The 23,578-nt window shown below is 66.2% G+C and carries 19 protein-coding genes; 14 read left to right on the top strand and 5 right to left on the bottom strand.

From position 1 onward, the window contains the following. Nucleotides 1-34: 34 nt before the first annotated feature. Both ASC91_RS25255 and ASC91_RS25250 read left to right on the top strand, forming a co-directional pair. A complete protein-coding gene (locus tag ASC91_RS25255; protein WP_157282095.1) occupies nucleotides 35-1,510 on the top strand; it encodes an MFS transporter in 1,476 nt (491 codons plus the stop codon). Between the two features lie 20 nt (nucleotides 1,511-1,530). Continuing rightward, nucleotides 1,531-2,742: a glycoside hydrolase family 27 protein gene (locus tag ASC91_RS25250; RefSeq protein WP_056203860.1), complete on the top strand. Its 1,212-nt coding sequence runs from the start codon at nucleotides 1,531-1,533 to the stop codon at nucleotides 2,740-2,742. Here ASC91_RS25250 and ASC91_RS25245 read toward each other — a convergent pair. Then, nucleotides 2,726-3,583, bottom strand: coding sequence for a LysR family transcriptional regulator (locus tag ASC91_RS25245; RefSeq protein ID WP_056203856.1), 858 nt, complete (start codon nucleotides 3,581-3,583; stop codon nucleotides 2,726-2,728). The two genes, ASC91_RS25250 and ASC91_RS25245, sit on opposite strands and share 17 nt — an antisense overlap. Nucleotides 3,584-3,757: 174 nt before the next feature. On the opposite strand from ASC91_RS25245, the gene ASC91_RS25240 reads away from it, so the two are divergent. Next, the gene (locus ASC91_RS25240) at nucleotides 3,758-4,591 is read left to right on the top strand and encodes a DMT family transporter (protein ID WP_056204496.1); all 834 of its coding nucleotides are present in this window, start codon (nucleotides 3,758-3,760) and stop codon (nucleotides 4,589-4,591) included. Here the strand turns inward: ASC91_RS25240 and ASC91_RS25235 are convergent. Further along, nucleotides 4,588-5,457: an NmrA family NAD(P)-binding protein gene (locus ASC91_RS25235; RefSeq protein WP_056203853.1), complete on the bottom strand. Its 870-nt coding sequence runs from the start codon at nucleotides 5,455-5,457 to the stop codon at nucleotides 4,588-4,590. The genes ASC91_RS25240 and ASC91_RS25235 overlap by 4 nt on opposite strands. A 141-nt stretch (nucleotides 5,458-5,598) precedes the next feature. Between ASC91_RS25235 and ASC91_RS25230 the strand changes: the two genes are divergently transcribed. Beyond that, complete coding sequence (locus tag ASC91_RS25230; protein WP_056203850.1) at nucleotides 5,599-6,507, top strand: LysR family transcriptional regulator; 909 nt, start codon at nucleotides 5,599-5,601, stop codon at nucleotides 6,505-6,507. 77 nt (nucleotides 6,508-6,584) lie between these two features. Here the strand turns inward: ASC91_RS25230 and ASC91_RS25225 are convergent, their stop codons facing one another. Beyond that, a complete protein-coding gene (locus ASC91_RS25225) occupies nucleotides 6,585-9,287 on the bottom strand; it encodes a TonB-dependent receptor (protein ID WP_056203847.1) in 2,703 nt (900 codons plus the stop codon). 146 nt (nucleotides 9,288-9,433) lie between these two features. Between ASC91_RS25225 and ASC91_RS29705 the strand changes: the two genes are divergently transcribed. Further along, complete coding sequence (locus tag ASC91_RS29705) at nucleotides 9,434-9,598, top strand: hypothetical protein (protein ID WP_157282092.1); 165 nt, start codon at nucleotides 9,434-9,436, stop codon at nucleotides 9,596-9,598. Nucleotides 9,599-9,767: 169 nt separating this feature from the next. Here the strand turns inward: ASC91_RS29705 and ASC91_RS25220 are convergent, their stop codons facing one another. Then, a complete protein-coding gene (locus ASC91_RS25220) occupies nucleotides 9,768-10,493 on the bottom strand; it encodes an IclR family transcriptional regulator (protein ID WP_056203845.1) in 726 nt (241 codons plus the stop codon). 69 nt (nucleotides 10,494-10,562) lie between these two features. On the opposite strand from ASC91_RS25220, the gene ASC91_RS25215 reads away from it, so the two are divergent. From ASC91_RS25215 to ASC91_RS25185, 7 genes are all read left to right on the top strand, one after another. Continuing rightward, a complete protein-coding gene (locus ASC91_RS25215) occupies nucleotides 10,563-11,531 on the top strand; it encodes an MBL fold metallo-hydrolase (protein WP_056204493.1) in 969 nt (322 codons plus the stop codon). 6 nt (nucleotides 11,532-11,537) lie between these two features. After that, nucleotides 11,538-13,118, top strand: coding sequence for an FAD-dependent oxidoreductase (locus ASC91_RS25210; RefSeq protein ID WP_056203842.1), 1,581 nt, complete (start codon nucleotides 11,538-11,540; stop codon nucleotides 13,116-13,118). Further along, the gene (locus tag ASC91_RS25205; RefSeq protein WP_056203839.1) at nucleotides 13,111-13,311 is read left to right on the top strand and encodes a DUF2783 domain-containing protein; all 201 of its coding nucleotides are present in this window, start codon (nucleotides 13,111-13,113) and stop codon (nucleotides 13,309-13,311) included. Before ASC91_RS25210 ends, ASC91_RS25205 begins: the two co-directional genes overlap by 8 nt. Beyond that, the gene (gene hmgA, locus ASC91_RS25200; RefSeq protein WP_056203836.1) at nucleotides 13,304-14,596 is read left to right on the top strand and encodes a homogentisate 1,2-dioxygenase; all 1,293 of its coding nucleotides are present in this window, start codon (nucleotides 13,304-13,306) and stop codon (nucleotides 14,594-14,596) included. Before ASC91_RS25205 ends, hmgA begins: the two co-directional genes overlap by 8 nt. Beyond that, nucleotides 14,593-15,822, top strand: a complete 1,230-nt coding sequence (gene fahA, locus ASC91_RS25195; RefSeq protein WP_056203833.1) for a fumarylacetoacetase — start codon at nucleotides 14,593-14,595, stop codon at nucleotides 15,820-15,822. The genes hmgA and fahA overlap by 4 nt, the downstream gene beginning before the upstream one ends. A 252-nt stretch (nucleotides 15,823-16,074) precedes the next feature. Continuing rightward, complete coding sequence (locus tag ASC91_RS25190; RefSeq protein ID WP_235532100.1) at nucleotides 16,075-18,630, top strand: TonB-dependent receptor; 2,556 nt, start codon at nucleotides 16,075-16,077, stop codon at nucleotides 18,628-18,630. 74 nt (nucleotides 18,631-18,704) lie between these two features. Beyond that, the gene (locus ASC91_RS25185) at nucleotides 18,705-20,024 is read left to right on the top strand and encodes a sugar MFS transporter (protein WP_056203828.1); all 1,320 of its coding nucleotides are present in this window, start codon (nucleotides 18,705-18,707) and stop codon (nucleotides 20,022-20,024) included. A 71-nt stretch (nucleotides 20,025-20,095) separates the two neighbouring features. Here the strand turns inward: ASC91_RS25185 and ASC91_RS25180 are convergent, their stop codons facing one another. Beyond that, nucleotides 20,096-21,061 (bottom strand): LysR substrate-binding domain-containing protein, encoded by a 966-nt coding sequence (locus ASC91_RS25180; protein ID WP_056204490.1) that lies wholly within the window; start codon nucleotides 21,059-21,061, stop codon nucleotides 20,096-20,098. Nucleotides 21,062-21,210: 149 nt separating this feature from the next. On the opposite strand from ASC91_RS25180, the gene ASC91_RS25175 reads away from it, so the two are divergent. Both ASC91_RS25175 and ASC91_RS25170 read left to right on the top strand, forming a co-directional pair. Further along, nucleotides 21,211-22,230: a TRAP transporter substrate-binding protein gene (locus tag ASC91_RS25175; protein WP_056203825.1), complete on the top strand. Its 1,020-nt coding sequence runs from the start codon at nucleotides 21,211-21,213 to the stop codon at nucleotides 22,228-22,230. Between the two features lie 114 nt (nucleotides 22,231-22,344). Further along, nucleotides 22,345-23,559 carry a fumarylacetoacetate hydrolase family protein gene (locus ASC91_RS25170; RefSeq protein WP_056203822.1) on the top strand — a complete coding sequence of 405 codons (1,215 nt, stop codon included), beginning with the start codon at nucleotides 22,345-22,347 and terminating at the stop codon, nucleotides 23,557-23,559. The last annotated feature ends 19 nt before the right edge of the window (nucleotides 23,560-23,578 follow it).

Here is a 23,578-nt window from a genome sequence, read left to right as displayed (position 1 = left end):
CCGCCTCGCTCAGCGCCAGGCGAAGGAGACAGTCTTGATCGCCGATCCCGAAGGGGCCGCCATGCCGCCCGTGCAGCGCCCGACCGCCTCCGTGCCGCCAGCGCCAACACTTGCGGCCGACCGCGTGCCCGCGCGGCAGAAGATCGGCTTCGGCCTGGGCTCCTTCCTGGACATGTGGGGCCACTGGCTCTACCAGTCGTTGGCCTTTCACGTCTTCAACATCTTCCTCGGCGTGGCGCCGGGGCTGATCTCCACGGTCATCTTCCTGAAGATCGCGGTCGATGCCGTTTCGGACACGCTGTTCGGCTGGCTCTCCGACAACGCCCGCACGCGCTGGGGGCGCCGCCGCCCCTTCATCCTGGTGGGCGGCATCCTCGCCGGCATCGGCCTGCCGCTGATGTTCGCCGTCGGCCGCGGCTGGAGCGACAACGAATACTTCATCTTCATGCTGGTCTCGACCTGCCTGTACGTGCCGGTCATGAGCTGCTTCAACATGCCCTGGAACAGCCTGGGTGCGGAGATGACGCCCGACTACCACGAGCGCACGCGTGTGATGTCGTGGAAGAACGCGATCCAGAAGCTCCCCGAGCTGGCGATGTTCGTGGCGGCCCAGTTCACGACGCTGGCCGTCTTCAACGATGCGTCGGGCAAGCCCGACATCCTGCTGGGTGCCCAGGTCTACACCAGCATCCTGGGCGGCATCATGGTGGTGGTCTCCATCGCCATTTTCCTGCTGACCCGCGAACGCTACTACCAGAAGGTCGTGGCGCAGACCCGGCAGCGCGTGCCCTTCAAGGACACCCTGTACCGCACACTGAAGAACAAGCCCTTCCGCCAGATGCTGGGCACGATGATGGCCTACAACATGGCCACCTCCATGGTGGGCATGCTGGGCTACTACGCCACCGTCTACTACGTCTGCGCCGGCAACGTCGTTGAAGCCACCAAGTGGAACTCGATGATGGGCATCGCCGGTCTGGTCTGCGGCCTCGTTGGCATCGCCTTCGCCGGGTGGGTGGCCAGGCACTGGGGCAAGCGCAATGCGCTGATGACGGTGCTGGTGCTGGGCATCCTCGCCTTCGTCGGCGACTGGTTCTTCTACAACCCGCAGCTGCCCTGGTTGCAGTTGTTTGCCAGCGGCGGCGTGGCCTTCGTCGGTGCCGGGTTCTGGACGATCTACGGCTCGGCGATGGCCGACGTCATCGACCATGACGAGCTCGGCAGCCGACAGCGCCGCGAGGGTTCGTTCGCCGCCTGCGGCTCCTGGATCTCCAAGGTCGGCCTCGCCTTGGGCAACGGCGCCTCCGGCTGGGTGCTGATGTTCACCGGCTTCAACGCTAAGCTGCCGGTGCAGGGCGAGGATGCGCTGTTCATGATCCGGGTCGCCCTGTCGGGCATTCCCATCCTCGGGCTGCTTATCGCCCTCTACATCGTGTCCCGCTACTTCCTGACCGAGCGGCGCATGAACGAGATCCGCGCCGAGCTGGAAGCGCGCCGCGGCACCGTCTGACTTTTTTCGGAGTTTTCCCCATGACTTCAACCTGGCTCGGCCGCGCTTTGCTGGCCCTGTCGACCTGCGTCTTCATTGCCGGCGCCCAGGCCGCCCCGCACGAGACGCTCAAGCTCGACGCCCCCAAGCCCAATCTCGCGCCCACGCCGCCGATGGGCTGGAACTCCTGGAACAAGTTCGCCTGCAACGTCAGCGAGACGCTGATCCGCCAGCAGGCCGACGCGATGGTCGCCTCCGGCATGAAAGACGCGGGCTACCGCTACATCGTCATCGACGACTGCTGGCAGAAGAGCCGCGACGCGGACGGCAACATTCAGGCCGACCCCGAGCGCTTCCCGTCGGGCATCAAGGCACTGGCCGACTACGTTCATTCCAAGGGCCTGAAGTTCGGCCTTTATTCCGATGCCGGCGCCGCAACCTGCGGTGGCCGCCCCGGCAGCGCCGGCCACGAGTTCCAGGATGCGCGCCAGTATGCGAAGTGGGGCGTGGACTGGCTGAAATACGACTGGTGCTACACCGGCCCGCGCACCCCCGAAGCGGCCTACACCATCATGGCCAAGGCGCTGCGCGAATCGGGCCGTGACATCGTGCTGTCCATCTGCGAATGGGGCGGCAGCCAGCCCGGCCGCTGGGCCCATCCCGTCGGCCATCTGTGGCGCACCACGGGCGATATCTGGGATGCCTGGAAGGGCAAGAAGGAGTGGTCGCACGGCCTGCTGGACATCATCGACATGAATGCCGACCTGTGGGCCGACGCCGCGCCCAACGGCTGGAACGACCCTGACATGCTCGAGGTCGGCAACGGCGGCATGACGACGACGGAGTACGAGAGCCACTTCTCGATCTGGGCCATGCTGGCCGCGCCGCTGGTGGCGGGCAACGACATGGCGAAGATGGATGCGGACACGCGCCGCATCCTGACCAATGCCGAAGTCATCAAGGTTGACCAGGACCCGCTGGGCCGGCAGGGCCGTCGCGTCTGGCGCCAGGGCAACCTGGAGGTCTGGGTGCGCACGCTGGCCGGTGGCGAACGTGCGGCCGTGCTGTTCAACCGCGGCGAAACGGCAGTCGACATCAAGGTGACGTGGGAGCAGATGGACCTCGCGCCGCGCATCAAGGCCGAGGTCCACGACCTGTGGTCGGGCAAGAAGACCCGCGGCGTCTCGGGCGAGTTCGGCGGGAGCGTGAAGCCGCACGGCGTGCTGATGCTGCGTGTCAGCCCGACACCCTGAGCGTCTCGATCAGCATCCGCCGCAGGCTGTCCACCGCCTTGTTGCCCTTGGACGTCTTGCTGCGGTAGACGGCTACCTGCATCGGCTCCAGCGGTCCCAGGCCCTGTTCGGCGCCCAGAAGTTGCAGATGCGGCGGCGCGCTGCACTGCGTCAGCACGGCCACGGCCAGGCCGCTCTCGACGGCTGCGATCTGCCCTGCCAGGCTGGAGCTGTTGTAGACGATCTTGTAGGGCCGGCCCTGCAGGGCGAGGGCGTTGATGGCGCTGCGCCGGCCCAGGCTGGCCTCCTCGTAGACTGCAATGGGCAGCGGGTCGCGCCGCCAGATGTCAAACTGCGGGGAGCCGACCCAGACCATGGGCTCGTGGAAGAGCAGGGTGCCGCGCCGTGCGTGGTCGCGCGAAACCAGAGCCAGATCGAGATCGCCACGCGCCACGCGCGGGATCAGCGAGGTCGACTGCTCGCAGTCCAGCTGGATCTCAACGCCGCCATGGCGCGGCGCAAAGCGCTTGAGGACCGGTGTCAGGTATCTGCGAGCGTAGTCATCCGGTACGCCCAGGCGCACGACACCTGAGACATCGTCCTCGCGCAACGCCGCCTGGGCCTCGGCCTGAAGGTCCAGTATGCGTCGCGCATAGCCCAGCAGGGTCTGGCCCTCATGCGTCAGTTCCAACTGGCGCGCATCGCGCCGAAGCAGGCGGTGGCCGACGGCCGCCTCCAGCTTCTTGAGCTGCATGCTGACGGCCGACTGCGAGCGGTGGATCTCGGCCGCGGCGCTGGACAGGGAGCCAGCATCGACGGTGGCCACAAAGCATTTCAGCCAGTCGATCTGCAGATCGCGCATGAATTCGAAAAGCGGATGATTTGGAAGCGAATTATGTGCTTTTCGGATTCGCGGCCGACCGGCACATTGGCGGCCATGAAGTACCTCAATCCCGCCCCAACCGCATTACCCGCCAAGCTTGCCCGGCCGCCCGGCATCACGGCCGGCCCGCTCGACGCCCGCGCCGGCGGCGTCATGCTCCTGCTGTGCTGCCTCTGGGGCCTGCAGCAGGTGTCGCTGAAGGCGGTGACGGCGCAGGCCGGCCCGATGCTGATGATCGGCCTGCGCTCCGGCATCGCCCTGTTGCTGCTCGCCGGTCTGATGCGCTGGCGCGGCGAGGCGCTGGATCGCCGCCGCTGGGCAGCCGGTGCCGCGGCGGGCTCGCTGTTCGCGCTGGAATTCCTGCTCGTGGCCCTGGCGCTGCAGTTGACCCAGGCTTCCCACGTCGTCGTCTTCCTCTACACCTCGCCGCTGTTCACGGCCCTGGGCCTGCATTGGCGGCTGCCGGCCGAGCGCCTGGACCGGCGTCGCTGGGCGGGCATAGGCCTGGCATTCGGAGGCATCGCGCTGGCCTTCCTGCGCGGCGGTCTGGCCCCTGACGGCTCTGCGCTGCTGGGAGACCTGCTCGCGGTTCTGGCCGGCCTGGCCATGGGCGCTACGACGGTCACCATCCGGTGTACGCGTTTGGCCGCCGCACCGGCGACCGAGACGCTGTGCTACCAGCTGCTCGGCGCCTTCGTGCTGCTGCTGCCGGGTGCCTGGGCGACGGGTCAGTGGCGCTTGGAGCCGACTGCCGCCGTCTGGGCCCACCTCGCCTTCCAGAGCCTGGTCGTGTCCTTCGCCAGCTTCCTGGCCTGGTTCTGGTTGCTGCGTCGCTACCTAACCTCGCGCCTGGGCGCCTTCACCTTTATGACGCCACTGTTTGGCGTGCTGCTGGGTGTCTGGTTGCTGGGCGAGGCGTTGTCGCCCAGTTTCGTGGCCGGCAGCCTGCTGGTGCTGGCCGGCGTCGCCCTGGCTAGCAAGCCTTAGGTCGCCACCCGCTCGGCCACGAAGGCCTGGTAGGTCCGCAGCGGGCGGCCCAGCATCTTCTCCAGCGTGCGCGTTGCGCCGGCGGCGGGAATCTGCCCGAGCTGCTGGATGCGGCTCATCATCAGGCGCAGGTCGTAGGCCATCCAGGCGGGCACGTGCTGCGCGGCCAGTTGTGCCTCGAAGGCTTGCACGTCGTCGCCGCCGTAGCGGATCTCGCGATTCAGCGCCTGGCCCCAGACAGCGGCAGCCGCCTCGCCGGTGAAGACCTCGTTGCCGGCCACTTCCAGCGTCAGGCGGGGCAGGGGTTCCGGCGACCGGTCGCGACGCAGCAGCTCGGCCACGGCGATGTCGGCGATGTCGCGCACGTCCACCATCGCGCAGCCCTTGGCGCCGATGGGCATGGGGAAGACGCCGTAGCCTTCGATGACGGACTGGATGGCGGCATCGTTCTGCATGAAATAGGCCGGGCGCAGGATGGTCGCCGGCAGATCCAGGCTTTCGATCATGCGCTCCACGGTGTGCTTGCCGGTGAAGTGGGGCACATCGGTGTAGAGGTCGGCGTGGATGACCGACAGATAGACGATGCGCTGGATGCCGGCTTCACGGGCGACGCTGAGCGCCTGCAGCGACTGCGTGACCTCGTCGGGGGCGAGGGCGTTCAGCAGGAACAGCGTGCGAACGCCGCTCATCGCCAGGCGCAGGGAGTTCACGTCGCCGAGGTCGGCGACGACGCCGTCGACGCCGGCGGGCAGGGATTGGGTGCCGGTGCGGCGGACCATCGCCTTGACCTGAGCGCCTTGCTTGGCCAGGCCTTGGACGACGAGGGAACCGACGGTGCCGGTGGAACCGATGACGAGGATGCTCATGATGGACTCTCTTGAAAGCTGATTAAGGGGAAGGACCAGGGCCAGGCGATTTGTTTCGCTGGCTTGGACGAAAGATAGGCCGTTGCAATCCATAAACACAGACGCCAAAATCAGGACAATGTGTCTTCAAATTGAGACGATATGGACCTGAACGCCCTGACCGACTTCAACCTCGTGGCGACGCACGGTGGCTTTGGCCGAGCCAGCCGGGCCAGCCGGCGCTCCAAGGCCACGCTGTCCAGGCGCGTGGCGGACCTGGAGGAGCAACTGGGCGTGCGCCTCATCGAGCGCGGCGGCAAGGGACTGGAGCTGACCGAGGCCGGCCAGCTGCTGCTCAGCCGTACCGAAGGGCCCATGCACGAGGTGGCCGATGCGATCGGCGCGGCGCGGGAAGGCAGCGGCAAGGTGGCCGGGCGCCTGCGCGTGGCGGCACCCATCCTGTTTTCACAGCTGGCGATGGGGCGGCTGTGCGCGGAGTTCCGCGGGCTCTATCCCGACGTCACTCTGGAGGTGGTGGCGGAAGATCGGGTGGTGGATCTCGTCGACGAGCAGTTCGACGTCGCCATCCGCCCCAACCCGCGGGTGGACACGGCGCTGGTGGGCCGCTGTTTTGCGAAGGACCGCCTCGTGGTCGTCGCCGCGCCGTCCATCGCCAGGCCCGCGCCTGGCGCTGCGCCCGTGCGTGTGCCCGCCGTCGTCAGCGCCTATCGGGACGGCGAGACCTGGTCTGTCGACGAGGGTCGCTTGCTGATCGAGCCCGTGCCGGTGCTCAGGCTCTCGTCGATGCTGATGCTCAGGGACGCCGCGCTGGCCGGCGCCGGTGCCGCGCTGGTGCCGCGGTCCATCGTCGGGCAGCAAGTCGATGACGGCGAACTGGTGCAGTGGGGCAGCCTGGACGGCAAAGAGGTCGAGCTGTGGGTGCTGCACACCTCCCGGCGCCTGGCCAGCCCGAAGGTGAAGGCCTTCGTGGACTTCATGAGCACCCGCTTTCCGGAGGGTGCGCTGGTGCTCCCGCTCAGGACCTCAAGTCAAAGCAGGTCGCCGCTGTAGAGGTCGGCCTTGGCCACGACAAAGAAAAAGCCGCTCAGGCAAGCTGAGCGGCTTTCGGGGCTGAGCCCGTTGGGAGCTTAGAACGAGTAGGTGCCGCGCACGTAGTAGGTGCGGCCCGCTGCGTTTGCGTAGCGCGAATCCCAGCCGCCAGACTGGAACAGGTCGGCCTGGTTGGTGAACGGCGGGTCGCGGTCGAACAGGTTGCGAACGCCCAGCACCAGGGAAGCGCCCTTGATCGGCGACCAGCTGCCGTACAGGTCGGTCGTCGTGAACGCCGAGACATGGTTGGTCGGCGTGAAGTCCACGTAGCCGGACTTGTAGTGCACCGCCGTACCCAGAGCGAAGCTGCTGTAGGCCCAGTTGGCCGTCAGGTTGTGCTGCCACTTGAAGATCGGGCCGGCACCGGAGTAGATGCCAACGTTCTGGTTCCACGGGCCCGACGGGTAGTCCTGGTACTCGTACTTGTTGACGAAGGTGCTGTTCAACGCGAAGTCGAACTGGCCGACGTTGGAACGCAGGCGGTACTGGGCGCTCAGGTCGATACCGTTGGTGTTGGTGCCGCCCAGGTTCTGGTTCAGCTGTTCAACGTAACCGCACTTCGGACCCGGGCAGTTGCTGGTGATGGACAGCAGGTTGCCGGGCTGGGAGAAGTGGAAGTACTGCTGCCACTGCGTGTAGTTCTGGAACAGCGTCGACTGCGGCAGCACGGCGATCGCGTTCTTGATCTTGATCGCCCAGAAATCGATGCCCAGGCTCAGGTCGGTCATGGGTTCGAACACGGCGCCCAGGGTGTAGTTCTTGGCCTTCTCAGGCTTCAGATTGGGGTTGCCGCCGTTCTGGACCTGGAACTGACCATTGCAGTTGGCCTGCGATGCGCCGGGGATGGGGGTGCCGCCCGGGCAGTTGATCGGGTTGTTGAAGTTGCCGGCCGTGTTGGTGAACGAAGTCGAGCTGTAAAGCTCGAACAGCGTCGGCGCGCGGAAGCCCGTCGATGCCGAGCCGCGGAACAGCATTTCCTTGCTGGGCTGGAAGCGGAACGACAGCTTGGGATTGGTGCTGTCGCCGAAGTCGCTGTACTTGTCATAACGCACGGAGCCGGTCAGCTCAAGCATCTTGTTCACCGGCACGTTGACTTCGGTGTACAGGGCGCCGACCTTGCGCGTGCCCTTGGCAGTCGCATCGGGATCGACGCCGGTCGACGCCGAGACGAGCTGGGCAAATTCCTTGACCGGGTGCGAATCGTAGTTTTCCTTGCGGTACTCGCCACCCACGGCGATCTGCGCCGGGCGCCCAGCGCCCAACCAGTCACCCAGTTCGCGGCTCGCCGTGATCTTGAAGATGTTGATCTTGCCGGTGGCGGTCTGCAGCTTGCCGTTCAGGGCCGCTTTTTCCAGCAGGGCGGTACCGGCGGCGCTCTGGGCGCCGAAGGGGTTGATGACGCCTTCGAGCAGGCCTTCACCGATCATGTCGCCGTCGCCGTAGCCACCCGTCAGGTTCTGGTCGACCGTGTTCTTGTTCGCCGAGAACTTGACCGAATAGTCCCAGTTGAGGGCGTTGCCTTCGGCCGACAGCACGATGCGGCTTTGCTTGTTCTCGTTCATCTGCGCGCGCGAACCGTTGGGGAAGTCGCGCCAGAAGACGTAGGCGAAGCCCGGCTGCACGGCCACCGGGTTGGCGAAGGCCGCAGAAGGGTTGAAGGGTTTTGTGCCGGCGGTGCCATCATCGAAGGTCGGGTCGATGTGCGCCGTGGGGAAATAGGGGTTCTTCTGACCATTGGGCATGGTCGGGTTCATGTAATAGCCGCCGTAGGGCACAGGGGCGATGCGCGTCGTGACCCGGTTGCGGGTCAGGAAGCCTTCTGCACCCAGTTCCAGCGAATCATTGACGCGCAGCGTGCCCTTGAGCATGCCGGACACCGTGTCCGACTTGGGCGCGAAGTCAACGAAGTTCGGCGTGACGATCTTGCACTGCGTGCCGCCGGCAATCGGGATCAGGGCAGTGCCCGCGCAGCCCGGAGCGGCCGGGTTGTAGAGCGCGCTGAAATCCTGGGTGTAGTTGGCGGGATCGGTACTGTTGGACAGGCCACCGACGATGCGCTTGTTGAAGTCGCGCTCGTTGCCCGCAATCGGGTCTTCCTTCTTCATGCTGAGGAAGCCGGAGAGGTTGAAGCCCTGCTTGTCCAGCTCGCCGAAGCCGAAGCCGACGTTGGCGCTCTTGGCGCGGCCACCTGCATGCTTGGGCCTGTCATAGCCCAGGGTGATGGTGCCGCCGTTGTAGCTCTTCTTCGTGATGAAGTTGATCACGCCGCCGATGGCGTCCGTGCCGTACAGGGCCGAGGCACCGTCGCGCAGCACTTCGATGCGGTCGATCGCAGCGAAGGGGATCATGTTCAGGTCGGGGGCCGAGCCGTCGACCGCGTTATTGGCGATGCGCTCGCCGTTCAGCAGCACGAGGGTCTTGTCCTGACCGATGCCGCGCAGGTCGGCGAAGGAGGCGCCACCGCTGCCCGAGCCGATGGACTGTGCCGCGTTGGTCGACTGCTGGACGCCCACCAGGTTGGCCATCACCTGTTCGACGGAGGTCACGCCGGCACTGCGCAGATCGGCCATCTTGACGATGGTGACCGGCACGGAGGATTCGGCGTCGATGCGCTTGATCGCCGAACCGGTGACGGTCACTCGCTCGATCTGCTGCGGTTCCGCGGGGGCTTGTTGGGCCCAAGCGCTGAGACCGCCGACGGTCATCAGGACCGCGGCGGCGATTTTGGTTTGCTTATGCATCACTGCTCCAGAAAGGAATGGCAAGCGGGTGTGTTGCCAGACGGTTCAGCCAAGAGACAAACCGCCCGATCGGGCGGCGGCTGAAGCAAATTCTCGGAGCGCACGAAATTCAGACCGGCTTGGGAAAACCCCTAGCCGTTCTTCAAATGCAGCTGATGCAGGGCCGTTTTGGAGCGCAAGTCATTGATCGCAATGAGATTTATCGCCACCCCCAAGCATGCGCGGGTGTGGCTGGAATGCTGCAGTTTGCCAACCAGCAATCCATCTTCACGTTCCGCCATGGTTCGGCAGCATGTGAAGATCAAATGTGACCATCTATCTCTTTATTTGATCAGATATGACGTTAAGAGATATGTTTTGAATCACAAGTTGCCAACTGAGTCGAAAGATTCTTGAACTCGTGTTCCAGGTCGCAAAAATAGTTTGCTTGGTTTTCAGCAAAACTTGCTGTCGCCTGCCTGTCGTGGCGGCTGAGATGTTTCATCGGCCCAGGCGCCGTGACAACAGCGCTGCAGCATCCCGCAACGCGGCGGCCAGCGGTGCTTGAAGACTAATGTCCAAGCCGGCAGTGGGCCCGATGGCTGTCAAGGCCAGCACCAGGCGCCCGGAGGCGTCGAAGACGGGTGCGGCCGCAGCGCTGACCCCGGCGACGACGCTGTCCCGCGACGTGGCCAGGCCCGCCGCGCGCACGGCGGCGATGACCGCCTCTTCCGGCAGGGTCTGCGCCAGCGCCGCCGCTTCCTCGGTGCGATAGGCCGCGAACAGGCGCCCCGACGCCGTGCCCGCCAGGCTCATCACCGTGCCATGGCGCATGCTGATGTGCACGGGCGTCGGCCCCTCGGCCACGCGCACGATGGTGGGGCCGTGCGTGCCCCAGACGGCAATGGCGACCGTGTGGCCGATCTTTTGGGCCAGTTCCTCGATGACAGGCGTGGCCAGCCTCACTGGGTCGTACTGCTGCAGGCTGATGAGGCCGAGCTGCAGTGCCAGCGGCCCGAGGCCATAGGGCCCGCTGCCGCCCTCCTGTTCCACGAGGCCGAGTTTGATGAAGCTGACGAGGTAGGGATGGGCCTTGGCCGGCGTCATGCCAGCCTCTCGGGCCAGGTCCTTCAATGCCATGGGCCTGCCGCGGTGGGCCAGTGCCAGCAGCAATTGGCCACCCACTTCGATGCTCTGGATGCCTCGCGGGGCCTTGGGCTCAACCATGCTGAAAATTCTATATTGGTGAATTGATTTGTAATAGGATAAATTTCGGCTTCGATGTTGGAGACCCGCATGACGACCAAAGCCTTTGCCTCGCAAGCCGACCTGGAAGAGAAAAGGGTCACCTTCGAACGTCTGTCCGAGCACGCCTGGGCCTACACCGCCGAGGGTGACCCCAACACCGGCATCGTCATCGGCCGCGATGCGGTCATGGTGGTGGACACCCAGGCCACGCCCGTCATGGCGGCCGATGTGATTCGTCGCATCCGCGAAGTGACGACCGCACCGATCAAGTACGTGCTGCTCAGCCACTACCACGCGGTGCGCGTGCTGGGCGCGTCGGCCTTCAAGGCCGAGGGCCTGGAGCAGGTCATTGCCAGCGACGCGACGCTGGCGCTCATCAAGGAGCGCGGCGAGCAGGACAAGGCCAGCGAGATCGGCCGCTTCCCGCGGCTGTTCCGCAACGTCGAGTCCGTGCCGGCAGGGCTGACCTGGCCGACGCTGACGTTCAGCGGCCGGCTCACGCTGGACCTGGGCGGCGTCAAGGTCGAGATGTTCTCGCCCGGCCGCGGCCACACGGCGGGCGACACGGTGGCCTGGCTGCCCGAGGAGCGGGCGCTGTTCAGCGGCGATCTCGTCGAATTCGACGCGACGCCTTACTGCGGCGACGCGCACTTTGCCGACTGGCCGGCAACGCTGGATGCCATCGCCGCGCTCAACGCCAACACCCTCGTGCCAGGGCGTGGACCGGCGTTGAAAGGTGCCGAGCAGGTTGCTGCAGGCTTGTCCGGCACGCGCGCTTTCGTCAGTGAGCTGTTCGCAGCCGTGCAAGCGGGCGTGAATGCCAACGAGGAATTGAAGGCGGTGTACCAGCGCACCCTGGCCGCGCTGCGGCCCAGGTACGGCCATTGGGTCATCTTCGACCACTGCATGCCCTTCGACGTGACCCGCGCCTACGACGAGGCCGGTGGCACATCGCATCCGCGCATCTGGACCGCCGAGCGCGACGTGGAAATGTGGAAGGCCTTGGAAGGGGCCTGACGCGGTATGGATCTGCCGCAGTACCCGTATCACCAGAGTTTGGAGCAGCGCAGCGCCCAGCCGCAGCGCCGCCCGGTCGTCATCGTCGGCGCCGGACCTGTCGGCCTGACGCTGGCGCTCGATCTCGCCAGGCGCGATGTGCCCGTCGTCGTCATCGACGACAGCGACCGCATCGGTGAGGGCTCGCGCGCCGTCTGCTGGGCCAAGAAGACGCTGGAGGTGTTCGACCGTCTCGGCATCGGGGAGGCCATCGCGCGCGAAGGCGTGCGCTGGCAGCGCGGCCGCGTCTTCCACGGCGAGCGCGAGGCGTATGCCTTCGACCTGCTGCCACAGAGCCATCACAAGATGCCGGCGATGGTGAACCTGCAACAGGACGTGGTCGAGGCCAAGCTCGTGCGCGCGGTGCAACTGGATGGGCGAATCGAGCTGCGTGGCAAGCATGAGTTGATCGGGCTGGAGCAGGACGAGGCCGGTGTCACGCTGAATGTGCGCACGCCCGACGGCCTGTTCGACATGCGGGCCGACTGGGTCGTTGGCTGCGACGGCGCGCGCAGCCCCACGCGCACGCTGCTGGGCTTGGGCTTTCAAGGACAGGTGTTCGAGGACCGTTTCCTGATCGCCGACGTGCGCCTCGCCCCCGGCGTGCAGCCGCGTGGGCTGGACCCCGCCAAGCCCGAGCGCTGGTTCTGGTTCGATCCGCCTTTCCACCGTGGCCAGTCCGTGCTGCTGCATGCGCAGGCCGAGGGCTTGTGGCGCATCGACTTTCAGCTCGGCCGCGATGCGAATGTTGAGGCGGAGCGCGAAACCGAGCGCATCAAGGCTCGCGTTGCCGCCATGCTGGGCACCGACGGTTTCGAGCTGGCTTGGTCGTCGATCTACCAATTCTGTTGCCGCCGCGCCGAGCGCTTCCGTGTGGGCCGTGTGCTGCTGGCCGGCGACGCGGCCCACCAGGTCTCTCCCTTTGGCGCGCGCGGCGCCAACAGCGGTGTGCAGGACGCCGACAACCTGGGCTGGAAGCTGGCCGCCGTGCTGAAGGGCGAAGGGGGCGACATGCTGCTGGACGCCTATGAGTTCGAGCGCATCGAGGCGGCGGACGACAACATCGGCCACTCCACGCGCGCGACCGACTTCATCAGCCCCAAGAGCGCGCTCAGCTTGCGGCTGCGCAAGGCGGCGCTGGACCTGGCAGCACGCACCGACTTCGCCAAGCCCTTGGTCAACAGCGGCCGTCTGTCCGCGCCGACCGAGCATGTCGACTCGCCGCTGAGCACGCCGGACACCGAGGCCTGGGCGGGTGGCCCTGCACCGGGCTGCCCGGCGCCGGACGCACCGTTGGACGAGGGCTGGCTCAGCGAGCTGTTCGGCTCGGAGTTCGTGCTGCTGGCCTTCGGCTGGCCGGTGCCAGCGGCCGGTGTGCGTGTGGTCACGCTGCCGGCTGAGGGCGTTGCGGCCACGCGCTACGGCGCACGGCCCGGCAGCGTTCATCTGATCCGTCCCGACGCCATCGTGGCCGCGCGCTGGCACCGCTTCGATGCCGACGTGCTGCGCACCGCGCTGGCCCGAGCTCAAGGGAAGCCCGATGCATAAATTGACACTGACCCCAAATTTCGGGGGCGAGGCGGATGTCTTCTACGCCGAGCTCATTGCCGCCCAGGCCGGCCTCACCGACGCCGCCGCGGCCGACTGGCTGGCGCGGCTTGCGTTGATCCTGTGCAACCACATTGGCGACCGTGAGGTGCTTCGGCAAGCCTTCGCGTTGGCGCACGAACACCATGACTGAACTGAGCTCCATGAAGTACCTGACGGGCTTTGGCAACCAGCACAGCAGCGAAGCCGTGCCCGGCGCACTGCCCATCGGCCGCAACAGCCCGCAGCGCGCGCCGCACGGGCTGTATGCCGAGCTGCTGTCCGGCAGCGCCTTCACCGCACCGCGGGCCGACAACCAGCGCACCTGGATGTACCGTCGCCGGCCGTCGGTCGTCGTCGGGGGCTACGAGGCGTTGTCGCATGCGCTCTGGAAAAGCGGTGCGGCGGAGGGCGAATGCGCCTCGCCCGATCCGTTGCGCTGGGGGCCGGCGCCCATGCAAGGCGACGGCGACTTCGTCGACGGCCTGCGCAGCTATGCCGTCAACGGCGAGGTCGGCATGACGGGCATGGGTGCCCACGCCTATGTCGCCACGCGCTCCATGGGTCGCCGCGCCCTGGTGAACGCCGATGCCGAGATGCTGCTCGTGCCGCAGCAAGGCCGCCTGCTGGTGACCACCGAACTGGGCCGGCTGGAAGTCGCACCCGGCTCCATCGCGCTGCTGCCGCGCGGCATGGCCTTCAAGGTCGACCCGCTCGACGTGCCCGCCCGCGGCTATGTCTGCGAGAACTTCGGCGCGGCGATGCGGCTGCCCGAACTCGGCCCCATCGGCTCCAACGGCCTGGCGAATGCGCGCGACTTCGAGGCGCCGGTGGCCTGGCACGAGCAGGAAGACGGCGAGTACGAGATCGTCAAGCGCTACGGCGGCAAGCTCTGGCGGGCGAAGCAGGCGCACAGCCCCTTCAACGTCGTGGCCTGGCACGGCAACCTCACGCCCTATCGGTACGACACGTCGCGCTTCATGACGATCAACACCGTCAGCTTCGACCACCCCGACCCCAGCATCTTCACGGTGCTGACCAGCCCCAGCGACACGCCTGGCTGGGCCAATGTCGACTTCGTCATCTTCCCGCCGCGCTGGATGGTGGCCGAGGACACGTTCAGGCCCCCCTGGTACCACCGCAACGTGATGAGCGAGTTCATGGGCCTGGTGCTGGGCCAGTACGACGCCAAGCCCGAGGGCTTCAAGCCCGGTGGCGCCAGCCTGCACAACAGCTATGTGCCGCACGGCCCCGACACCGAGGCCTTCGACAAGGCCAGCGGCGCCGACTTGAAGCCGCACAAGCTGGACGCCACATTGGCCTTCATGTTCGAGACGCGCTGGCCATTGAAGCCCACGAGCTGGGCGCTACGTGACGCGCCGCTGGAGGCGACCTACGCCAACTGCTGGCAAGGTCTGAAAGACGAGTTCAAAGCATGATTGATCACACGCACGACCAAGCCGCTCTCTCCTGGGTCGCCTCGGCCAACGACCCGGCCACCGACTTCCCGCTGCAGAACCTGCCGTTCTGCACGTTCCGCCGCACCGGCACGTTGGAGCCCTGGCGTGTGGGCGTCGGCATCGGCGACCAGATCCTCGACCTGACCGGCTGGGGCATCACCGATCTCAACGCCCTGATGGCTCGACCCAGTGGCGAGCGCCGCGCGCTTCGCCATCGCCTGTTTGATACCTTGAAGGCCGGCTCGCCTGAACTCGAACTCGTGCCGCAGCCCGAGGCCGAGTACACGCTGCCCTGCCGCATCGGCGACTACACCGATTTCTACACTGGCATCCACCACGCCCGTGCCATCGGCAAGTTGTTCCGCCCGGACAACCCGTTGTTGCCCAACTACCAGTGGGTGCCCATCGGCTATCACGGCCGCAGCTCCTCCATCGTCGTCAGCGGCACGCCGCTGCGCCGGCCCAAGGGCCAGGTCAAGCCACCGGACGCCGAGGTGCCCGTCTTCAAGCCCAGCGCGCGCGTCGACTGCGAACTGGAGCTGGGCCTTTTCGTCGGGCCCGGCAACGCACTGGGCGAACCTTTCGGCATCGATGAAGCGGACGAGCACGCCTTCGGCCTCACGCTGCTCAACGACTGGTCGGCCCGCGACATCCAGCCCTGGGAGTACCAGCCGCTCGGGCCCTTCCTGGCCAAGAACTTCGGCACGACGATCTCGCCGTGGATCGTGACGATGGAGGCGTTGGCGCCCTTCCGCATCCCATTCACGCGGCCCGACGGCGACCCGCAGCCGCTGCCCTATCTCGACTCGCCGGCGCATCGCGCGAACGCGAGCTTCGATATCGAGCTGGAGGTCTGGTTCAAGACACCGGCCATGAGCGAGGCGACACGGCTGTCACGCTCCAACCTGCGCCATGCCTACTGGTCGCTGGCGCAGATGTTGACCCACCACGCCAGCAACGGCTGCAACCTGCAGCCGGGTGACCTGCTGGGCACTGGCACCATCAGCGGGCCTGCGCCGGAAGAGGCTGGCTCGTTGCTGGAGTTGACTGCAGGTGGCAAGCAGCCGATCACGCTGCCCAATGGCGAGACGCGCACCTTCGTGCTCGACGGCGACACCCTCGGCCTGCGCGCCTTTGCGGAAAAACCCGGATACCGGCGCATCGGTTTCGGCGCCTGCGACGGGCAAATCACGGCCGCGACCTGACCCTGTCTTGCGCCAACGTAACGTCGGCGCAATGAAGTCCAACAAAGCGCAACGCCTTGCTCCAGGTGTGAGCGCCGCCGCTAGATTGCGGGCACTGGCCAGGGTCTGACGACAAGAGACAACGCAGCCCTGGCCTTCTGAGTTGAGCCCCACCCGATGGCACATCTGCCATGGGCGAGGCCCCTTGTTGTCCAACAAAACTCGTTGCCCAGGAGCACCTACGTGGCCAAGCCTCACTTCAAGCCCCTTCTCTTGCCCCGACTTATCGGCCTGGCACTCGGCGCGACAGCGCTTGGCGCCATGGCCCAGGACGCCGCCCAGCAGCTCGACACCGTCGAGATCCGCGGCGTGCGGGCCACGCTGAAGAAGAACCTCGCCGAGAAGCGCGAGTCGCAGAACATCGTCGACAGCATCAGCGCCGAGGACGTGGGCAAGTTCCCCGACAAGAACGTGGCCGACTCGCTGCAGCGCGTGCCCGGCATCTCGGTGGACCGCATCTGGGGTGAAGGCAAGGCCATCTTCGTGCGCGGCACCGACAAGAACCTCAACATGACGCAGCTCAACGGCCAGTCCGTCGCGTCGTCGGAGTGGTGGCTGAACGAGCCGCAGACGCGCAGCTTCAACTACGACGTGCTGCCCTCCGAGATCGTCGGCAGCCTGGACGTGTTCAAGAGCCCGTCGGCCGACCTGGATGAAGGCAGCATCGGCGGCCTCGTCATCGTCAAGACCCGCAAGCCCCTGGCCTTCAAGGATCAGTTGACGCTGCAGGCCTCGGCCGAGGCGATGTACAGCAAGCTGCCCGGCAAGACCGACCCGCAGGTCTCGGGCCTGTTGAACTGGAAGAGCGACGACAAGACCTTCGGCGTGCTGCTGGCCATCAGCAGCCAGAAGCGCCACATGCGCCGCGACGGCCTGGAGCAGTTCTCCGACGGCAAGTACGACGTGAAGGACCAGAACGGCGCCGTCACCAACGCCTATGCCTCCTGGGGCGGCGGCTCGGCCATCTTCCGCCAGGAGCGCGAGCGTACGACGACCAACCTGGCGCTGCAGTTCCAGCCCAGCCCGGCCACCGACATCGTCCTGAACCTGATGGATTCGGACATGAAGATGAACAACAACAACCAGAACTACCTCTGGCAGGCCGGCGGCCTGGCGGTGGGCGGCGTCATCAGCGCCGTCGACCCGAAGTTCATCACCGTGGCCGACGGCAGCAAGGCGCTGGTGGGCGGCACCTTTGGCCCCAAGACCGGCGTGTCCTTCGAGCCCATCTACCGCGAGAGCTACATCAAGTCCCGCGTGGCAGATCTGGACGGCAGCTACCAGGGCGGCAACTGGCAGCTCCATGGCCAGGTCGGCACCACCAACAGCTCGGGCGGCAGCTCGCATGACCGTCACTTCTGGATGGAGGGCGACACGCGCACGACGATCTCGCTCGGGCCGGATCACTACGGCGTGAAGTACCTCGACATCAGCCCGCTTGACCCCAAGGTGTTGACGCTCAAGGCCGGCGACGACCGCATCCGCCGCATGGAGGCCAAGGAGAACTACGCCCAGGGCGACGTGACCTTCGATCTCGACAGTGGCGTCATCAAGGCCGTGAAGCTGGGTATCAAGCTGCGCGACAACACGCTGAAGAACACCCGCATCCAGGGCACCGCCGGCCCAGGCTCCACGGGCTGGCAGTCGTTCAGCCTGTCTGACCTGTCCACCGGCCCCTCGCCGCTGCTGAGCCAGGCGGCGGCCACGTCCGACGCGCTGACCCAATACGCCTGGTATGACGACGCGCTGGTTGCGAGCAAGGGCATCCCAATGTTCGACAAGGCCATGACGTACAAGGATGTGCTCAACGAGAACTACCAGATCAAGGAGCGCATCAGCGCCGTCTACGCCAAGGCCGACTATGCGATGGGGCAGTTGCGCGGTGATTTCGGCCTGCGCTTCGTGCGCACGCAGCAGACCTCGGACGGCTACCTCGGCAACGCCAGCGGCGGCTTCTCGCCCACCAGCGTCGGCAACAACTACACCGATGCGCTGCCCAGCCTGAACGTCGTCTACGACCTCAGCAAGCAGCTCATCCTGCGCGGTTCGGTCTCGCGCGCCATGGCCCGCCAGACCTTCGACCTGCTCAGCCCAGGCATGCGTCGCGACGGCACCGTGCTGTCCAAGGGCTATGCCGGCAACCCGCTGCTCAAGCCGGTGCACGCCAACCAGGCCGAGATCGGCGCCGAGTGGTACTACGCCGATGCGGCTTTGATCTCGGGCACCTTCTTCATCAAGAAGCTCGACACCTTCACCTACAAGGCTTCCAAGTCCGAGCAGGTGGGCAGCGAGACCTTGACCATCGAGCGCCCCTACAACGCCGACAACGGCGCCGACATCAAGGGCTTCGAGCTGCAGTGGCAGCAGCCCTTCGGCAACACCGGCTTCGGCACCGTCGTGAACTACACCTTCACCGACGCCAAGGCCGGCGCCGTGGCCGGCCAGCCGCGCCTGAAGGTGCTGGGCAACTCGCGTGACCAGTTCAACTTCAGCGGCTACTACGAGCAGGGCCCCATCACGCTGCGCGTCTCGTACAACTACCGCTCCAAGAGCTATGGCAACGTGGAGATGGGCGGCCAGGTCGTCAACAGCGCCTATGGCCAGTGGGATGCGTCGGCCAGCTGGGACGTGACACCCAAGATCGCCCTCTACGCCAGCGCGGTCAACCTCAACAACGAGGTCATCAAGTCCAACACGGTCGATGGCATCCCGGTGGGCGTGTACGAAAACGGCGCTCGCTACAGCGTCGGCGTGCGAGCCAAGTTCTAAGGTTCGACCTCTGTTGCGGTTCCTGGCGGCGGTGTACACCCACCGCTGCCAGCCCTTGCCTGACGCCTTCTCAAATGCACACCAAAACCCTCACATCCACGGCAGGCCAGGGCGTGCTGCTGCCGATGATCTTCATCGGCCTGATGTTCTTCATCCTCGGCTTTGTCACCTGGCTGAACGGCTCCCTGATCCCCTTCCTGAAGATCGTCTGCGAGCTGAACAACTTCCAGGCGCTGTGGGTGGCGTTTGCCTTCTACATCGCCTACACGGTGATGGCCCTGCCGAGCGCGGCCATCCTGGCGCGCATCGGCTACAAGCGCGGCATGACGGCTGCTCTCGGCGTCATGGCCATCGGTGCGCTGGCTTTCATCCCGGCGGCCAAGTCGGGGCAGTACGCGGTTTTCCTGCTGGCCCTGTTCACCCTCGCCAGCGGCATGACGCTGATGCAGACCGCCATCAACCCCTACATCGTCTGCATCGGCTCGCGCGAGAGCGCGGCCATGCGCATCTCGATCATGGGCCTGTTCAACAAGGGCGCCGGCATCGTCGTGCCGCTGGTGTTCTCGGCGCTGATCCTGTCCGGCATGGAGCGCTTCTCCGAGTCGGCGCTTGCGGCGGTCGATGCGGCGGGGCGCGAAGCGCTGCGCAACGAGCTGTCGCAGCGCCTGGTCTTTCCCTATGCGGTGATGGCCGTGGGGTTGGTCATCTTCATGGCGCTCATCCACTTCTCGTCGCTGCGCGAGCCCGAGCTGGAAGCGGCTGATGCACCCACCGGTGCCGTGAAGCGCTGGGGTGTCTTCCAGCATCCGCAGGTGGTGCTCGGTGCGATGGCCTTGTTCGGCTATGTCGGTGTGGAAGTCATCGCCGGCGACACCATCGGCCTGTATGGCCGTGAACTTGGCGTGGCCCACTACGGCGTGTTGACGTCCTACACCATGGGCTTCATGGTGCTGGGCTATCTGCTCGGCGTGGCGCTGATTCCGCGCTGGATGTCACAGCGTCTGGCCCTGATCTTCTCGGCCGTCAGCGGCATCGCCTTCGTGCTCGGCGTGGCCATGTCGTCGCCGACGGAGTCGGGCATCTCGCAGGCCCTGCTGGGTTGGGCCGGCGTGCCGTCGGTCCCGAACACGGTGTTCTTCCTCGCCATGCTAGGCCTGTCCAACGCGCTGGTCTGGCCGTCCATCTGGCCGCTGGCGCTCGAAGGCCTGGGCAAGTACACGGCGGCCGGTTCGGCCCTGCTCATCATGGGCATCGCGGGCGGTGCGCTGATCCCCATGCTCTACGGCCACTTCGCCGATGTGTGGACGCCGCAGCGGGGCTACTGGGTCATGCTGCCCTGGTACGGGCTCATCCTGTTCTACGCGCTGTTCGGCAGCCGGCTCAGGAAATGGTGAGGCTGTCGTCCGGGGCTCGCCGCGGCTGCTGATGCAGCCCTCGTCGGGGGTGCGAGGGCAGGGCAGCGGACCTACGCTGTCGCGATCGCCTGCTCGGCCAAGTTGCGAATGACGTCCGTGAACGCTTGAACCGCGGTGCTGGGGGGCTCGTCTCGCAATGTGATCAGGCCGAAGTCGGGCATGCGATCGGGGAGGTCGGCGGCAATTCGCGTCAGCAGACCCCGCCGCACGTACTTGTCCACCAGCGCAGCAGGCTGCAGCGACAGCATGTGGGTGCTCTGCATCAGCTCGATCGCAAACAGGAACGACGGTGTCTCGACAATGCCCGAGGTGAGCGACAGGCCCGTGCTGCTGAAGATGTCGTCCGACACCTTGCGCAGCGCCGTGGACGTCGGATAGAGGATCCACGGCCAGCGCGAGAGCTCCAAAAGCCCCGGTGCCTGAACGCCGCGCAGCGGATGGTGAACGCCGGCAGTGATCTGCAATCCTTCGCCGGCGAGCCTTTCGTACTGGAACTGGTCGCTTTGCGATTTGTCGGTGAAACGGCCGATCATCACGTCGATCTTGCGCTCGGCCAGCCAGATGATCAGCTGGTCGCTGCTCTGTTCCAGGATCTTCAACACCAGCAACGGACGCAGGCGCTGCAGCTCGGCCACCGCCGCAATCAGCAGGTGCGCCGCCGAGCCCGAGATGGCGCCGATCGTCAAATGGCCGTGCCCGCCCTGCTTCAGGGTGCTGAACTCGTCGACGAACTTGCGGTGGCTGTCCAACGCCGCGTGGGCGTAGCGCAAGGTGAACAGGCCCAGCTCGTTCGGCCGCATGCCACGCGGCAGGCGATCGAACAGGCGCGACTCCAGCATCTCCTCGATGTCCATGAGCACCTTGGTCGCTGCCGGCTGGGTGATGTGCATCTGCTCGGCAGTCAGCCGCAGATTGCGCGTGCGTCCCAGGATGTCCAGGAAGTGCAGATGCCTGAAACGCAGCCGCGACAGTTGCGCCACGGCCAAGGGTTTCCCAGAAGGCTTGTCGGAACTCATCAGCATTTGGAATGGATGCTAGCTAAAAAATTCAGTGGACTGGGCCAGGGGGCTCACCTAGCCTCCGACTCCATCAAGAACCGCCCCCAGAGGGGCCGGCAGGTCGGAGCAAGGTCACGCGCTCCGAACTTCACGATCCTGGAGACATCATGCAAATCAGATCCCTCGGCCTCGCCGCTGCCCTGCTCGCCGCGCTCGCCGGCCCCGCTTCGGCGCAAATCAAGGAACACGTGTTCAAGATCGGCATCGGCCTCAGCGAGGACCATCCTCAGGCGAAGGCGCTGAAGTTCTTTGCCGAACAGCTGGCAGCCAAGAGCGGCGGCAAGCTGGTGGCGCGTGTTTTCGCCAGCGGCGCGCTGGGCAACGACATCAGCATGACGTCGGCGCTGCGCGGCGGCACGCTCGAGATGACCGTGCCCGACAGCTCGACGCTCGTGTCCCTCGTCAAGCCCTTCGGCGTGATCAACCTGCCTTTGACGTTCAACAACGAACAGGAAGCCGATGCGGTGTTGGACGGCCCCTTTGGCCAGAAGCTGCTGGCCACGCTGCCCGAGAAAGGCTTGATTGGCCTGGGCTTCTGGGAAAACGGTTTCCGGCACGTCACCAATTCGCGTCGCCCGGTGCAGCGCGCCGAAGACCTGAGCGGCCTGAAGCTTCGCGTCATCCAGAGTCCACTGTTCCTGGACACCTTCAACGCATTGGGTGCGAACGCCACGCCGATGCCCTTCACCGAGTTGTACACGGCGATGGAACAGTCGGCGGTGGATGGCCAGGAGAACCCCGCCGCCACCATCCTTGCCAGCAAGTTCTACGAAGTGCAAAAACACATGGTGCTGTCGCGGCACATGTACAGCGCCTGGGTGTTGCTGATGTCCAAGAAGACCTGGGACGGCCTCTCGGCGGACGAACGAAAGATCGTGCAGGACGCCGCACGCGAAGCCACGCTGTACGAGCGCAAGACCATCCGCGCGTTCTCCGAGACGGCCCTGGCCGAGCTCAAGAAGGCCGGCATGCAGATCACCGACCTGCCGGCGGCCGAGCAGGCCAAGATGCGCAGCAAGCTGCAGCCGGTGCTGGCCAAGTTCAGCAAGGAGTTCGGCGAGGACACGACGGCGGAGTTGAATGCCGAACTGGCCAAGGTGCGCAGCGGCACGGCAGCCGCCAAGTAGTTTGTTTCGCATGGCGGCGCAACCGCCCGCCTGGCGTCCACCCTTGTTCGCGACGGCCTGCCGACATCGCCACGCGCTCCGCGTCCCACCTTTCACAACATCCGAGAAGCCTGAATGACCGCGACAACGACCGCCCTGCCTGCGCGCGCCGAGGGCGTGCACCCCCTGCTGCCGCAAGACGGCCTGGCCGGCACGCTGGTGGGCCGCGTCTGGCGCGCCGGCTCGCCCGGTGGTCCATCTGTGGTGCTGCAGCGCCCGGACGGCGTGTTCGACGTCAGCCGGCACTTCGCCACCATGAGCACCTTGCTCGAGACAGACGATCCCGCGTCGGCCGTGCGCTCGGTGACCGGCGAATTGCTGTGCAGCGTCGATGCGCTGCTGGACAACAGCAAGGCGGAAGGCCGCGACCCGGCTTTGCCGTGGCTGCTGGCGCCGTGCGACCTGCAAGTGGTCAAGGCCGCCGGGGTGACCTTTGCCTCGAGCTTGATCGAGCGTGTGATCGAGGAGCAGGCGCGCGGCGATGCCAGTCGTGCCCAGGCGCTGCGCAGCCAGGTGCTGGCGCTGATCGGCGACAGCCTGGCCGACATCCGCCCCGGGTCACCGCAGGCGCAGGCGCTGAAGACGCTGCTGCAGCAGAAGAACCTGTGGTCGCAGTACCTGGAGGTCGGCATCGGGCCGGATGCCGAGGTCTTCACCAAAGCGCCGGTGCTGGCCGCCGTGGGGCACGGCCAGGACATCGGCATCCGCGCCGATTCCGCCTGGAACAACCCCGAGCCCGAGGTCGTGCTGGCTGTCAACAGCCGGGGCGTCATCGTCGGCGCGGCACTGGGCAACGACGTGAACCTGCGCGACATCGAAGGTCGCAGCGCACTGCTGCTCGGCAAGGCCAAGGACAACAACGCCTCCTGTGCCATCGGCCCTTTCATCCGCCTGTTCGACGGCCCGTTCGGCCTGGACGAGGTGCGCCGCGAGACCGTGCACCTGCACGTGAGCGGGGACGACGGCTTCACGCTGCGCGGCATCAACACCATGGCCAAGATCAGCCGCGACCCGGTCGACCTGGTGGCCCAGACGATGGCGTGCCACCAATACCCCGACGGCTTCATGCTGTTCCTGGGCACGCTGTTCGCGCCCACTGAAGACCGTGACGAGCCCGGCAGCGGCTTCACCCACAAGTTGGGCGACGTGGTCACCATCCACAGCCACTGGCTGGGCAGCCTGCAAAACCGCGTGACGCATTGCGAGACGGCGCCGCCATGGCGCTTCGGCCTGCGCGCCCTCATCGGCAACCTGGCTGAACGAGGCCTGCTGCAGGGGACGCGCCTGTGAGAGCCGGGCGTCACACGGG

This window comes from Pelomonas sp. Root1237 (assembly GCF_001425055.1).
Classification (GTDB): Bacteria; Pseudomonadota; Gammaproteobacteria; order Burkholderiales; family Burkholderiaceae_C; genus Pelomonas.
This window is presented reverse-complemented; position numbering and strand designations above follow the sequence as displayed.

What these genes read in the sequence shown, in the direction of transcription:
- ASC91_RS25235 (WP_056203853.1), bottom strand. Translation starts at nt 5,457, where the DNA reads ATGAGCATCCTCGTCATCGGTTCCACCGGCACCGTCGGTTCCCTCGTC.
- ASC91_RS25185 (WP_056203828.1), top strand. Translation starts at nt 18,705, where the DNA reads ATGCACACCAAAACCCTCACATCCACGGCAGGCCAGGGCGTGCTGCTG.
- ASC91_RS25230 (WP_056203850.1), top strand. Translation starts at nt 5,599, where the DNA reads ATGGACCTGAACGCCCTGACCGACTTCAACCTCGTGGCGACGCACGGT.
- ASC91_RS25225 (WP_056203847.1), bottom strand. Translation starts at nt 9,287, where the DNA reads ATGCATAAGCAAACCAAAATCGCCGCCGCGGTCCTGATGACCGTCGGC.
- hmgA (WP_056203836.1), top strand. Translation starts at nt 13,304, where the DNA reads ATGACTGAACTGAGCTCCATGAAGTACCTGACGGGCTTTGGCAACCAG.
- ASC91_RS25215 (WP_056204493.1), top strand. Translation starts at nt 10,563, where the DNA reads ATGACGACCAAAGCCTTTGCCTCGCAAGCCGACCTGGAAGAGAAAAGG.
- fahA (WP_056203833.1), top strand. Translation starts at nt 14,593, where the DNA reads ATGATTGATCACACGCACGACCAAGCCGCTCTCTCCTGGGTCGCCTCG.
- ASC91_RS25240 (WP_056204496.1), top strand. Translation starts at nt 3,758, where the DNA reads ATGCTCCTGCTGTGCTGCCTCTGGGGCCTGCAGCAGGTGTCGCTGAAG.
- ASC91_RS29705 (WP_157282092.1), top strand. Translation starts at nt 9,434, where the DNA reads ATGCAGCTGATGCAGGGCCGTTTTGGAGCGCAAGTCATTGATCGCAAT.
- ASC91_RS25170 (WP_056203822.1), top strand. Translation starts at nt 22,345, where the DNA reads ATGACCGCGACAACGACCGCCCTGCCTGCGCGCGCCGAGGGCGTGCAC.
- ASC91_RS25210 (WP_056203842.1), top strand. Translation starts at nt 11,538, where the DNA reads ATGGATCTGCCGCAGTACCCGTATCACCAGAGTTTGGAGCAGCGCAGC.
- ASC91_RS25245 (WP_056203856.1), bottom strand. Translation starts at nt 3,583, where the DNA reads ATGCGCGATCTGCAGATCGACTGGCTGAAATGCTTTGTGGCCACCGTC.
- ASC91_RS25180 (WP_056204490.1), bottom strand. Translation starts at nt 21,061, where the DNA reads ATGAGTTCCGACAAGCCTTCTGGGAAACCCTTGGCCGTGGCGCAACTG.
- ASC91_RS25250 (WP_056203860.1), top strand. Translation starts at nt 1,531, where the DNA reads ATGACTTCAACCTGGCTCGGCCGCGCTTTGCTGGCCCTGTCGACCTGC.
- ASC91_RS25220 (WP_056203845.1), bottom strand. Translation starts at nt 10,493, where the DNA reads ATGGTTGAGCCCAAGGCCCCGCGAGGCATCCAGAGCATCGAAGTGGGT.
- ASC91_RS25205 (WP_056203839.1), top strand. Translation starts at nt 13,111, where the DNA reads ATGCATAAATTGACACTGACCCCAAATTTCGGGGGCGAGGCGGATGTC.
- ASC91_RS25175 (WP_056203825.1), top strand. Translation starts at nt 21,211, where the DNA reads ATGCAAATCAGATCCCTCGGCCTCGCCGCTGCCCTGCTCGCCGCGCTC.